General features: G+C 63.4%; 12 protein-coding genes. 7 read left to right on the forward strand and 5 right to left on the reverse strand.

The window, feature by feature from the left end:
- Positions 1–15: 15 nt before the first annotated feature.
- Genes BM075_RS00350 through BM075_RS00360 form a run of 3 tightly spaced genes read right to left on the reverse strand, consistent with a single transcriptional unit; the run spans position 16 to position 2,075 of the window.
- Positions 16–534 carry a gamma carbonic anhydrase family protein gene (locus BM075_RS00350; RefSeq protein WP_093358360.1) on the reverse strand — a complete coding sequence of 173 codons (519 nt, stop codon included), beginning with the start codon at positions 532–534 and terminating at the stop codon, positions 16–18.
- A complete protein-coding gene (gmk, locus tag BM075_RS00355) occupies positions 531–1,178 on the reverse strand; it encodes a guanylate kinase (RefSeq protein WP_093358362.1) in 648 nt (215 codons plus the stop codon). Before gmk ends, BM075_RS00350 begins: the two co-directional genes overlap by 4 nt.
- A 3-nt stretch (positions 1,179–1,181) precedes the next feature.
- Positions 1,182–2,075 (reverse strand): YicC/YloC family endoribonuclease, encoded by an 894-nt coding sequence (locus BM075_RS00360; protein ID WP_093358364.1) that lies wholly within the window; start codon positions 2,073–2,075, stop codon positions 1,182–1,184.
- Positions 2,076–2,582: 507 nt separating this feature from the next.
- On the opposite strand from BM075_RS00360, the gene BM075_RS00365 reads away from it, so the two are divergent.
- Positions 2,583–3,254, forward strand: a complete 672-nt coding sequence (locus BM075_RS00365) for a PAS domain-containing protein (RefSeq protein ID WP_093358366.1) — start codon at positions 2,583–2,585, stop codon at positions 3,252–3,254.
- Between the two features lie 68 nt (positions 3,255–3,322).
- Here the strand turns inward: BM075_RS00365 and BM075_RS00370 are convergent, their stop codons facing one another.
- On the reverse strand, positions 3,323–4,690 hold the full coding sequence (locus BM075_RS00370; RefSeq protein WP_093358368.1) for a class II 3-deoxy-7-phosphoheptulonate synthase: 1,368 nt from the start codon (positions 4,688–4,690) through the stop codon (positions 3,323–3,325).
- A 253-nt stretch (positions 4,691–4,943) separates the two neighbouring features.
- Between BM075_RS00370 and BM075_RS00375 the strand changes: the two genes are divergently transcribed.
- Positions 4,944–5,960, forward strand: coding sequence for a GlxA family transcriptional regulator (locus tag BM075_RS00375; protein ID WP_093358370.1), 1,017 nt, complete (start codon positions 4,944–4,946; stop codon positions 5,958–5,960).
- Between the two features lie 17 nt (positions 5,961–5,977).
- Here BM075_RS00375 and BM075_RS00380 read toward each other — a convergent pair whose 3' ends face one another.
- Positions 5,978–6,367, reverse strand: coding sequence for a lysozyme inhibitor LprI family protein (locus BM075_RS00380; protein WP_245758699.1), 390 nt, complete (start codon positions 6,365–6,367; stop codon positions 5,978–5,980).
- Between the two features lie 195 nt (positions 6,368–6,562).
- On the opposite strand from BM075_RS00380, the gene BM075_RS00385 reads away from it, so the two are divergent.
- The 5 genes from BM075_RS00385 (at position 6,563) to BM075_RS00405 (ending at position 11,863) form a co-directional block, all read left to right on the forward strand.
- Positions 6,563–7,741, forward strand: a complete 1,179-nt coding sequence (locus BM075_RS00385) for an ABC transporter substrate-binding protein (RefSeq protein WP_093358372.1) — start codon at positions 6,563–6,565, stop codon at positions 7,739–7,741.
- Positions 7,742–7,863: 122 nt separating this feature from the next.
- Positions 7,864–8,655 carry an ABC transporter ATP-binding protein gene (locus BM075_RS00390; protein WP_093358374.1) on the forward strand — a complete coding sequence of 264 codons (792 nt, stop codon included), beginning with the start codon at positions 7,864–7,866 and terminating at the stop codon, positions 8,653–8,655.
- Positions 8,656–8,784: 129 nt separating this feature from the next.
- Positions 8,785–9,501: an ABC transporter ATP-binding protein gene (locus tag BM075_RS00395; protein WP_093358376.1), complete on the forward strand. Its 717-nt coding sequence runs from the start codon at positions 8,785–8,787 to the stop codon at positions 9,499–9,501.
- 59 nt (positions 9,502–9,560) lie between these two features.
- On the forward strand, positions 9,561–10,571 hold the full coding sequence (locus BM075_RS00400; protein WP_093358379.1) for a branched-chain amino acid ABC transporter permease: 1,011 nt from the start codon (positions 9,561–9,563) through the stop codon (positions 10,569–10,571).
- Positions 10,568–11,863 (forward strand): branched-chain amino acid ABC transporter permease, encoded by a 1,296-nt coding sequence (locus tag BM075_RS00405; protein ID WP_093358381.1) that lies wholly within the window; start codon positions 10,568–10,570, stop codon positions 11,861–11,863. The genes BM075_RS00400 and BM075_RS00405 overlap by 4 nt, the downstream gene beginning before the upstream one ends.
- The last annotated feature ends 95 nt before the right edge of the window (positions 11,864–11,958 follow it).

The raw sequence follows: 11,958 nt of genomic DNA on the forward strand, positions 1-11,958 counted from the left end.
CCGAGTTGCCGGTCCTTACAGGGCGAGCAGCCCGTCGCGATACCGCCGCGCGTTTTTCTGATAGTTCAGAGCCGACCGGCGGAGCCCCTCTATGGCGGCCTCGTCCAGCGTCCGGATCACCTTTCCCGGCGCTCCCATCACGAGCGAATTGTCCGGGATCTCCTTGCCCTCGGTAATGAGCGCACCGGCCCCGATGAGGCAGTTCCGGCCGATCTTCGCCCCGTTGAGCACCGTCGCCCCCATGCCGATCAGGCTGTTGTCGCCGATCGTGCAGCCATGGAGCATCGCTTTATGGCCAATTGTGCAGCCTTCCCCGATCGTCAGGGGGAAGCCCATGTCGGTATGGCAGACGGTGTTTTCCTGCACGTTCGACCCGCGCCCCACGCGGATCAGTTCGTTGTCGCCGCGCAGGGTGCAGCCAAACCAGACCGACGTATCCTCCTCCAGCGCGATCTTGCCGATCACGTTGGCGTCCGGTGCCACCCAGGCGCTTGCTGAGATGTCCGGCGCGATGCCGTCGAGCGTGTAGATCATGCCTGCGCCCCCTCGAATTCCGCCTGCAAACCCCGCACGAAGTCCTGAAGCTTCGGTTGCTGGGCACGTCGCATCCGTTCGGCGGTCACGATGACCTTGAGCTTCTCGAATGTCGCGTCGAGATCGTCGTTTACCAGAACGTAGTCGTAGCTGCCCCAGTGGCTGATCTCGTCCCAGCTCTTCTGCATTCGTTTGCCGATCACCTCCGGCGCGTCCTTTCCGCGGGAAATCAGCCGCCGTTTCAGCTCGCCAATGGAGGGCGGCAGGATGAAGATGGACAGCGTGTGCTTGCCGAGGTCCGAGTTGCGGATCTGCTGCGCCCCCTGCCAGTCCACGTCAAACAGAACATCGCGTCCCGCATTGATCGCTTCCAGCACCGGGCCTTTGGGCGAGCCGTAGAAATTGCCGAAGACGTGCGCGTGCTCCAGCATCTGCCCATCGGTCACAAGCTGTTTGAAGGTGGCGACCTCCATGAAGTGATAATCCACGGTGTCGCGCTCGCCCTCTCGCGGCGCGCGGGTGGTGGCGGAGACCGAGAACGCCAAAGTCGAATCCCAGTCCATCAACCGGTGTGCCAATGTCGATTTTCCGGCGCCCGACGGCGACGACAGGATAATCAGCAGTCCACGGCGGTCAGTCGTCATCTTTCACTCCACATTCTGGACCTGCTCGCGCATCTGGTCGATGACGGCCTTCAGGTCGAGTCCGATCCGGGTCAGCGCGACGTCCTGCGACTTCGAGCAGAGCGTATTGGCCTCCCGGTTGAACTCCTGGGTCAGGAATTCAAGTTTGCGCCCGACCGGCCCGTCGTCGTCGAGCAGCGCGCGGGCAGAGTCTACGTGGGCAGACAGCCGGTCCAGTTCCTCCGTCACGTCTGCCTTGACCGCGATCATCGCCAGTTCCTGGGCCACGCGCGATTCCTCGATCGCGTCCGCGTTCTCCATCACCCGCGCCAACGCCTGTTTCAGGGCTTCCGCGGCGGCCGTGGCGCGCCCGTCGAGCCGGCTCGCGGCATCCGCTGTCAGTGCCGTGATCCGGTCCAACTGCTCACCCAGAACCCGGGCCAGCGCCTCGCCCTCGCGCGCCCTGGCGGCAAGGAAGTCTTCAAGAAGGGGAGAAACGTCATCGAGCAATAGGTCACGCAGCGCTGTCGTGGCGCCAGCCTGCGCCGGCCCTTGCAACTGAACACCCTTGATGGTCAGGATTTCCGCAGCCGTGGGCGGCGCGACCGTGACGCCGATGGCTCCGGCGGCCCCGGCGACCTGCCCCAGGGCACGGAGCGCGGCGTTCAGCGCGTCGGCGTCAATCTCCATCGAATCTTCGCCCGCCGCGCGCCAGACCTTCAGCCCCATTGTGACGCTACCGCGTTTCATCGCCGCGGCGAGACGCGTCCGCAGCGCCGGCTCCAGCCCCTCGATCCAGTCCGGAAGCCGCATCCGAACGTCGAGACCGCGCGCGTTGAGACTTCGGAGGTCCCAGGCCCAGGCGTAGCCCTGCGCCTGCCCCGTCCGGGACGCGAAACCGGTCATCGAATGAATCATCGCTGCACTTCCCCAATCTCGCCGAACGCCGATGCCCCAATGGGCCTTTCTCGCACGGTGAGAGCGACACGCGGGCCGCCCCTTGCTGCTTCGCTTATGGCCGGTGATATTCCATGCCGGAGGCCAAAGGAAAGCCGAGCGATACCCGTTGACGCGTTTCGTCGCGGGTCAGGCGCGGAGCCGAGCGGGAAAATTGGTGACAATTTTAAATAAGTTCGGTGCGTTCCGGCGGGAAATACGGACTTTCGTCAATGTTTTAAGAGCCCCGCGGCGACCGCGGCGTTTATGCAGCATTAACCAAGTGGGGCAAATGCTGGTGTAAAGAAAATCTGAACGGGTTAGCCAGGTGTTAAGTCTTCGGTAAGGATGATCGCACAAGCACGGGCCGCCTGGCTCCAGAATGCGCGGTCGGTGTTCCCACGCAAAGTCGCGTGGCATTTTGAAAGGTGATTTTTGATGTCGGACGAGCGCGGGAATGACAAGCTTTCAATACTATCAGCGTCCAGGATGACCGCACTCACCTCCCAGTTTCCCATGATTGCGACGGTCGAGGCGTACTGGGACGCGCTGCGCGGCGACCGGCAGATCCCACCGCGCTCGGAAGTCGATCCGCGCGGGCTGGGCAATTCCCTGCCCTGCTGCTTCATCCTTGAACGGCTCGCTCCCGGTGTCGCCCGGTTCCGGCTGTCGGGAACCCATCTCAATGACATCCTGGGCATGGAGGTGCGCGGCATGCCATTGACCGCGCTGTTCCTGCCCGAGTCCCGCAGCCAAGTCAGTACGGCGCTGGAACGGGTGTTCGACCTGCCGGGACGGGCACATCTGTCGCTCGCCGGGGACAGGGGGATCGGCAAACCGCCGATGGATGCCGCCTTGTTGCTCCTGCCGCTGATGAGCGATCTCGGAGAGGTCACGCGTGTCCTCGGCTGCCTGCCGACGTTGGGCCCGGTCGGACGAACGCCCCGGCGCTTCGAGGTTCGGCAAAGCCGGATCACCCCCCTGACCTCGGCGCGTACGCCAGCGACCCAAGGGTACGGATGGCCGGACCGCAATGACCGGGACTCCGAGCATTTGACGAACGAAATGGCCGAGCCCGCGGCGGGCTACGCGCCGGGACCGAAGCCTCAATCGAGCGGCGGCAAGCCGTACCTCTACCTGGTTTCGTCGAAGGACGATTAGGAAATCGACTGATCTTCCGCCGCGACTCGGCAAAAGATCCAAGGTTATAAAAAGGTTGAGCGGGGGTATTAACCCGCCGCTCTAGCTTCCTCGTGACGTCTCGATAGCTGTTCCGCAACCAGAAAGGCCAGTTCCAGCGATTGACTGGCGTTGAGACGCGGATCGCAGGCGGTGTGGTAGCGGTCGCTCAGGTCCTCTTCCGTCACGTCGCGGACGCCGCCCGTGCATTCGGTCACGTCCTTGCCCGTCATCTCGAAGTGAACGCCCCCCGGCACCGTGCCCGCCTCGCGGTGGACGGCAAAGAACTCATGGACCTCCGACAGCACCCGTTCGAATGGGCGGGTCTTGTACCCGGTGGCGGACTTGATCGTGTTGCCGTGCATCGCGTCGCACACCCACACCACCTCCGCACCCTCCTCGCGCACCGTCTCAATCAGACGCGGCAGGTGCTCCGTCACGCGGCCGGCGCCGAACCGGGTGATCAGGGTCAGGCGGCCGGGCTCGTTATGCGGGTTGAGCCGGGACATGAGCGCCTTGAGATCCTCGGCTTGCATCGAGGGACCGCACTTCAACCCGATCGGGTTGACGACGCCCCGGCAGAACTCGACATGCGCACCATCGGGCTGGCGGGTCCGGTCGCCGATCCAGAGCATGTGTCCGGAGCCGGCGATGGTCTGCCCGGTGGTGGAATCCACCCGCGTCAGAGCTTCCTCGTATTCCAGAAGCAACGCTTCATGGGAGGTGTAGAAATCCACGATGTTCATCGTGGACATGCGGTCGGAACTGATGCCGGCCGCCGACATGAAATCGAGCGCATCCGAAATCCGGTTGGACAGGGCGCGATACCGTTCGGCCTTGTCCGCCTCGGCGAAGCCGCTGGTCCAGGCGTGGACACGGTGGATATCGGCGAAACCGCCGGTGGAGAAGGCGCGCAACAGGTTCAGCGACGCCGCGGCCTGGGTATAGGCCCGCAGCATGTTCTCGGGATTCGGCTGCCGGGCCTCGGGCGTGAAGTCCAAATCGTTGATGATGTCGCCGCGATAGCTCGGCAGCTCAAGACCGTCCTTGGTTTCCGTCGGCGCAGACCGGGGCTTGGCGAACTGCCCGGCCATTCGCCCGACCTTCACCACGGGCACCTTGGCGCCGTAGGTCAGCACGATCGCCATCTGCAGCAGGACCTTGAAGGTTTCACGGATTGTGTCGGCCGAGAACTCCGCGAAACTCTCCGCGCAGTCGCCGCCTTGCAGCAGGAAAGCCTCCCCACGCGCCGCGCGGGCAAGCTCCGACTTCAGCCGTCGCGCCTCGCCCGCGAACACCAGGGGCGGATACTTGGCAAGCCGCTTTTCGGCCGCGCGCAGCGCGTCGGTATCGGGATAATCGGGCATCTGAACTCGCGGCTTTGCGCGCCAGTCCGATTTGTTCCAGACCCCTGTCATGTCGTCCTCCGGCGTGTGGGCGGTAGAGATCGGGGGTGTATATCTGCCGCGACCGGATATGGGAACGGGAAATTTTCAGGCACCCGGCTTGGGGTTCGCGCAATCTTTTGTCAGACCAAGGCTTCCGGCCGGCGCGCAGGCCCCGTGCATCCGCCGGCCGACCGGCCCGGGCGGGCATCGAATTCAGCGCCCGCCCCTTGCAGCCGTCGTCAATTCCGGTTTTCGATAGTCGGATCACAGGTATGAGGCCCGTATGGACGCCAGCGACAGCCGCCCAGCCCCTCTCGTCGACGTTGCCGTAGAAAACGACCGGCCGCGGCGCTTCGTCTTCGTGCTGTTGGACCAGTTCACCTTGCTGTCGTTTGCCTGTGCCATAGAACCATTGCGGATTGCCAACCGCGTTACGGGCAAAACCCTCTATTCCTGGATCCTCGCCGGCGAGGGCGGGGAGCGTGTGTCTTGCTCGAACGGCGCGACGTTTCTGCTGGATACCGACCTCAGGGAAATGAGCCGCGACGATACCGTTCTGGTCTGCGGCGGGCTTGACATGCAGCGCACCACGACGCGCGCGCTGATGAACTGGTTGCGACGGGAGGCGCGCCGTGGCGCCACGGTCGGCGGACTTTGCACCGCAGGCTACGCCTTGGCCAAGGCGGGCCTGTTGGACGGCAAGAAAGCAACGATCCACTGGGAGAACCAGGACAGCTTCTCCGAAGAATTCGAAGGCGTGACGCTGACCAAGTCGGTTTTTTCAGTCGACGGCAATCGGATCACCGCCGCCGGTGGCACCGCCTCTGTCGACCTGATGCTGAAGCTCATCGCAGACGATCATGGCGACGAACTCGCCGGCGCGGTTGCCGACCAGCTCATCCACTCCTCAATCCGTACCGACCAAGACACCCAGCGGATGTCGATCCCGACCCGGATCGGGGTGCGTCACCCGAAACTGGGCCAAGTGATCCAGATCATGGAGGAAAATCTGGAGGAGCCGATCAGCCCGGCCCAACTGGCGAAGGAGGTGTCACTCTCCACCCGGCAATTGGAGCGCCTGTTCCGGCGGTACCTCAACAGGAGCCCGAAGCGGTACTACATGGAACTGCGCCTGCAGAAGGCGCGGAACCTCCTCATGCAGACGGACATGAGCGTCATCAATATCGCCCTCGCCTGCGGTTTCACCTCGCCCAGCCACTTTTCCAAGTGTTACCGGGCCCACTACCAGACCACGCCATACCGGGAACGGGGCACCCAGGCGCGCAAGACGACGGATTGAGGCCAGCGCCGCCCGAGTTATCCGGCGTAATCTAAAAGCTCTTCCATTCGCGCGCGTCCGAGCATCACCAGGCAGGATTCGATGGCGATCCCGGTGCCGCTTCCGCCGCCATAGGTGCTGCCGACGTAATCGCAATGTGCCTTGCGGTAGGCCTCCCAGGCGGCTTGACTGTTGTGTAGCGCCGGTACGGCCGCGGTCCGCCCCGTGATCTCGTCCAGCTCCTCGGCCGACTTCATGGCGAAGCTGAGCGCGCTTTCAATAGCCGTGTCAACGGCTTGCAGCGTGGCGTGAACGCAATTCCCAATCTCGATCTGCGAGCCTCCGGGGCATTCCATATCCGGTCCGGCAAACGCTGCCGGGATGTTCAAGGACCCCAGGGTCACGACGACATACGCCAAAGCTCTCATCTTTTCGTCTCCACGGCCTGTCCTGCACCGAGCAGGTATCATCGCGACCATAGCAGATAGGAGCACACAGGAAGACCCGGAGCCGCTACGTTCCATTTTCCATCCATGAAATGCGGGTGTGCCGGCACTTTTCATTTCCACGATTGCCCCATAACGTGACGCCCGATCTTGCGATCCAACTGGGAGTTTTAAAAAATGAAGAAACTGTTGCTGGCGAGTGCCGCCACGCTTCTCGCCACCGCCGCCACGGCCGAGGACATCAAGCTCGGGGTTCTCCTCGGCTTCACCGGGCCGATCGAATCCATGGCCGTCAATATGGGCGCCGGTGCCGAAATGGCGATTTCCGAAGTCAACGAAAGCGGTGCGCTGCTCGACGGGTCCACAGTGACCGCGGTCCGCGGTGACTCGACTTGCATCGACGCCGCCGCGGCAACCGCCGCCGCCGAGCGTCTGATTACCTCCGACGGGGTGAAGGGCATCGTGGGCGCTGCCTGCTCCGGAGTCACCGGCGCCGTTCTGCAGAACGTCGCACGCCCCAACGGCATGGTCATGATCTCGCCATCGGCCACCTCGCCGGCGCTGACGACGGCCGAAGACGATGGCCTGTTCTTCCGTACCCCGCCGTCGGACGCCCGCCAGGGCGAGATCATGGCGGAGATCCTGATGGAACAGGGCGTCGAGTCTGTAGCGCTGACCTATACAAACAACGACTACGGCAAGGGCCTCGCGGACAGCTTCCAGAAGGCCTACGAAGATATGGGCGGCACGGTGACGATCACCGCAGCCCACGAAGACGACAAGGCCGACTATTCGGCCGAAGTCGGCGCGCTGGCTTCCGCAGGCGGTGACCGCCTTGTCGTCGCGGGTTATGCGGACCGTGGCGGTTCGGGAATCGTCCGCGCGGCGCTCGACACCGGCGCGTTCGACACCTTCCACTTCCCCGATGGGATGGTCTCCGACGGCACCATCGGCTCTTTCGGCGACGAAGTGGACGGTTCCACCGGCCAGCTTCCCGGCTCGGACAGCCCGGGCGCCGAGACGTTCGCCGAAGTGGTCGGCGATGCGTTCGACCCGACCTCGATCTTTGCTGGTGAAAGCTATGACGCGGCGGCGTTGATCATGCTCGCCATGCAGGCGGCCGGGTCGTCGGACCCACAGGTCTACAAGGACAAGGTGATGGACGTCGCTAACGGACCGGGTGAGGAGATCATGCCGGGCGAGTTGGCCAAGGGTCTGGAAATCCTCGCGGAGGGTGGCGACATCGACTACGTCGGCGCGACCGCGGTCGAGTTCATCGGCGGCGGCGAATCGGCGGGCAACTTCCGCGAGGTTGTCGTTGAAGGCGGACAATTCCAGACCGTCGGCTACCGGTGATCGCCGCCAACCGGACGGTTCTCTTGCCGTCAGGGCATTGTTGACGTAACGACAGACGGCCCGGGTGCTTTCACGGGCCGTCTGCTTGTCTTAAGACCACGCGCCATAGCCAGGGATCGCGCATGATACGGGTCGAGAACCTTCATAAGCACTTCGGCGGCTTCCGCGCCTGCGATGGCGCGTCGATCGAAATCGCCGAAGGCTCCATTACCGGGCTGATCGGGCCGAACGGCGCGGGCAAGTCGACACTCTTCAACGTGATTGCAGGCGTGCTGCCGCCAACGGCCGGCACGGTCTACATGGGCGGCGAGGACATTACCGGCCTGCCGCCGCACGAGTTATTCCATAAGGGGTTGCTCCGCACCTTCCAGATCGCGCACGAGTTCGCCTCAATGACGGTGCGCGAAAATCTGATGATGGTGCCGGGCGGCCAGTCTGGGGAAACGCTCTGGAATACCTGGTTCCGCCGCGGGCAGATTGCCACCGAGGAGGCCGCTCTGCGCCGCAAGGCCGACGAGGTCCTTCAGTTCCTCACCATCGACCACCTGGCGGACGAGAAAGCCGGCAACCTGTCTGGCGGGCAGAAAAAGTTGCTGGAACTTGGCCGCACGATGATGGTGGACGCTAAGGTCGTCTTTCTCGACGAGGTGGGCGCGGGCGTGAACCGAACCTTGCTGCGCACCATTGGCGACGCGATCCTGCGGCTCAACAAGGAGCGTGGCTACACGTTCTGCCTGATCGAGCACGACATGGATTTCATCGCCCGCCTCTGCGATCCGGTGATCTGTATGGCCGAAGGCAAGGTGCTGGCCGTCGGCAAGGCGCAGGAGATCATGCAGGATGACCGGGTGATCGAAGCCTACCTAGGCACCGGGCTCAAGAGCCGCACGAAGGCGGAGGCGCCAGCGGGATGAAGACTGTATTCCAAGCTACTGCCAGATGGCCGTTATTCCCAAATGCGCCCCGCAGTCGGCGCGTGACGCAGACGGCACCCCAATTCAAGGGCGAATGGATCGCCCTGCCCTCGAGCGAATGAGACGGCCATGAGCGACCCATTTCTCATCGGCGACCGCATGTCGGGCGGCTACGGCCAGGGGCCCAATATCCTGCACGGCTGCACCCTCGCCGTGGAAAAGGGGCAGATCGCGGTCATCGTGGGGCCGAACGGTGCTGGCAAATCTACCGCGATGAAGGCCGTCTTCGGCATGATGGACGTGCGCGAAGGGGCCGTTCGGCTCGACGGCGAAGACATCACCGCGCTCTCCCCACAGGACCGGGTGGCCAAGGGGATGGCCTTCGTGCCGCAGACCAACAACATCTTCACCTCGATGACCGTCGAGGAAAACCTGGAGATGGGCGCTTTCCTTCGGGAAGACGACATTTCCGGCACGATGGGACAGGTCTACGACCTCTTCCCGATCCTGAAGGACAAACGCCGTCAGGCCGCCGGCGAGCTTTCCGGCGGGCAGCGCCAACAGGTCGCCGTCGGGCGGGCGCTGATGACCCAGCCCACCGTGCTGATGCTGGACGAGCCCACGGCGGGCGTTTCGCCAATCGTGATGGATGAACTCTTCGACCGTATCATCGAAGTCGCCCGCACCGGAATCTCGATCCTCATGGTGGAGCAGAACGCACGACAGGCCCTTGAAATCGCCGATAAAGGCTACGTTCTCGTCCAAGGCCGAAATGCCCATACCGGGAGCGGGCGGGAGCTTCTGGAAAATCCGGAGGTCCGCCGGACCTTCCTCGGGGGGACCTGATGCGCATGTCTCCGTCTTCCCACCGCAAAGCGGCCCCACGAGCTGGCAGGTAGATGCAAATGGACTTCCTCAACGCCCTCGTCGTTCTCGCAAACTTCGTCCTGATCCCGGCCGTCTCCTACGGCAGTCAGTTGGCGCTTGGGGCGCTCGGGGTGACGCTGGTCTATGGCATCCTGCGGTTCTCGAACTTCGCCCACGGCGATACGATGGCCTTTGGAGCGATGGTGACGATCCTCTTCACCTGGGCGTTCCAGGCGTTCGGTCTCTCCATTGCGCCCCTGCCCACGGCGCTCCTCGCCCTGCCCTTCGGCATCGCCGTCACCGCCGGGATGATGCTCCTCACCGACCGCTGGGTCTATCAGTTCTACCGCCGCCACAAGGCCAAGCCGATCATTCTCGTCATGGTCTCGCTCGGCGTGATGTTCATCCTCAACGGGGTCGTTCGAGTCATCATCGGACCGGGCGAGCAGCGCTTCAACGACGGTGCACGATTCATCATAAGCGCGGGCGATTTCAAGAAGATGACGGGTCTTTCTGAGGGACTTGCCTTCCGCTCCTCGCAAGGTCTGACGATCGTCGTCACGCTCATCTCGGTGGCGGTGCTCTTCTGGTTCCTGAACCGGACGCGGACCGGCAAGTCCATGCGGGCCTATTCCGACAACGAAGATCTGGCCCTGCTCTCCGGGATCAATCCCGAAAAGGTGGTGCGGGTCACCTGGATCATCGCCGCGATCCTCGCCACCACGGCGGGCGTGCTTTATGGGCTCGACAAGGCATTTAAGCCGTTCACCTACTTCCAATTGCTTCTGCCGGTCTTTGCCGCGGCCATCGTTGGCGGCCTGGGCAACCCATTGGGGGCCATCGCGGGCGGCTACATCATCGCGTTTTCCGAGGTGACGTTGACCTATGCCTGGAAGAAGGTCGCAACCTACATGTTGCCCGACAGCCTCGCGCCTGACGGTCTCGCGCAGCTTCTGTCGACCGACTACAAGTACGCCGTCTCATTCACGATCCTTGTTATCGTGTTGATTTTCAAACCTTACGGGCTGTTCCGGGGGAAAGCGGTATGAACAGGAACGCTCTGCTCTTCGGGTTCGTCGCCCTCCTCTACATCATCACCGGTTTCGTGCAGAGCTGGAACACGGCGCTTGCGATCTTCAACATGGGCTTGATCTCCGCGATCATGGCGCTCGGCGTGAACATCCAGTGGGGATATGCGGGGCTGTTCAACGTCGGCATCATGGGCTTCGTCGCTCTCGGCGGGCTGGCGACCGTGCTGGTATCGATGCCTCCCGTGGCGGAAGCCTGGGCGGCCGGCGGACTCCGCATGCTGGGGGCCCTCGCCCTCGGTGCGGCGACCATTACTGCCGGCGTGGTCGCGTACAAACGCCTGCCCTTGGGGCGCGTCAGAAGCCTTGGCGTGATCGCGATTTTCGTCGTTGGCTTCGTGCTTTACCGGGTACTCTTCGACCCCGCGCGCGATGCGATCGAGGCCATCAATCCGGCCTCCACAGGCTATCTCGGCGGGATGAACCTCACGATTCTGCTGGCATGGCCGATCGGCGGTTTGATCGCCGCAGGGGCGGCATGGCTGATCGGCAAGACGGCGCTCGGGTTGCGGTCGGACTACCTTGCCATCGCGACGCTCGGGATCGCGGAGATCGTCATCGCGGTGCTGAAGAACGAGGACTGGCTGGCGCGTGGCGTCAAGAACGTCGTCGGTCTGCCGCGCCCGGTTCCCTACGAGGTGGACCTGCAGCAAAGCACCGATTTCGTCGCTCGCGCCACCTGGCTTGGGTTTGATCCGGCCACCGCCTCCTCCCTCTGGGTCAAACTCCTGTACGCCGGGCTGTTCGCCGCCGTCCTCCTGGCGCTGATCTGGCTGTCTCAACTGGCTTTGAATTCTCCCTGGGGCCGCATGATGCGGGCCATCCGTGACAACGAGGTCGCGGCGGAGGCCATGGGAAAGAACGTCACGCGTCGGCATCTGCAGATTTTTGTGATCGGTTCTGCCATCTGCGGCATGGCAGGCGCGATGATGACGACGCTTGACGGGCAGCTCACACCGGGGACGTATCAGCCGCTCCGTTTCACCTTCCTGATCTGGGTGATGGTGATCGTCGGCGGCTCGGGGAACAACTGGGGGTCCGTCCTGGGCGGTTTTCTCATCTGGTGGCTCTGGATCCAGGTTGAGCCGATCGGCGGCGCGATCATGAGCCTCATCACCTACCCGATGCCGGACGGATCGGGACTCAAGGCACACCTGCTGGATTCTGTGCAGCATATCAGGCTGTTGACGATGGGCGTTGTGTTGCTTCTGGTCCTACGCTTCAGCCCGCGCGGATTGATCCCGGAGCGGTGAACTCCCGCCCGTCGCAGCGTGTATCGACGACGCTCCGCCAACGGGCCAAACCGCGCGCTGAACGCGCGACAGAGATTTTCGGCCGAAGACTGGTG

It is taken from the genome of Tropicimonas isoalkanivorans (assembly GCF_900112335.1).
Taxonomy (GTDB): domain Bacteria; phylum Pseudomonadota; class Alphaproteobacteria; order Rhodobacterales; family Rhodobacteraceae; genus Tropicimonas; species Tropicimonas isoalkanivorans.

Bases quoted from the DNA above. Each gene is read 5' to 3' on its own strand.
- BM075_RS00350 (WP_093358360.1), bottom strand. From the start codon at position 534: ATGATCTACACGCTCGACGGCATCGCGCCGGACATCTCAGCAAGCGCC.
- gmk (WP_093358362.1), bottom strand. From the start codon at position 1,178: ATGACGACTGACCGCCGTGGACTGCTGATTATCCTGTCGTCGCCGTCG.
- BM075_RS00360 (WP_093358364.1), bottom strand. From the start codon at position 2,075: ATGATTCATTCGATGACCGGTTTCGCGTCCCGGACGGGGCAGGCGCAG.
- BM075_RS00365 (WP_093358366.1), top strand. From the start codon at position 2,583: ATGACCGCACTCACCTCCCAGTTTCCCATGATTGCGACGGTCGAGGCG.
- BM075_RS00370 (WP_093358368.1), bottom strand. From the start codon at position 4,690: ATGACAGGGGTCTGGAACAAATCGGACTGGCGCGCAAAGCCGCGAGTT.
- BM075_RS00375 (WP_093358370.1), top strand. From the start codon at position 4,944: ATGGACGCCAGCGACAGCCGCCCAGCCCCTCTCGTCGACGTTGCCGTA.
- BM075_RS00380 (WP_245758699.1), bottom strand. From the start codon at position 6,367: ATGAGAGCTTTGGCGTATGTCGTCGTGACCCTGGGGTCCTTGAACATC.
- BM075_RS00385 (WP_093358372.1), top strand. From the start codon at position 6,563: ATGAAGAAACTGTTGCTGGCGAGTGCCGCCACGCTTCTCGCCACCGCC.
- BM075_RS00390 (WP_093358374.1), top strand. From the start codon at position 7,864: ATGATACGGGTCGAGAACCTTCATAAGCACTTCGGCGGCTTCCGCGCC.
- BM075_RS00395 (WP_093358376.1), top strand. From the start codon at position 8,785: ATGAGCGACCCATTTCTCATCGGCGACCGCATGTCGGGCGGCTACGGC.
- BM075_RS00400 (WP_093358379.1), top strand. From the start codon at position 9,561: ATGGACTTCCTCAACGCCCTCGTCGTTCTCGCAAACTTCGTCCTGATC.
- BM075_RS00405 (WP_093358381.1), top strand. From the start codon at position 10,568: ATGAACAGGAACGCTCTGCTCTTCGGGTTCGTCGCCCTCCTCTACATC.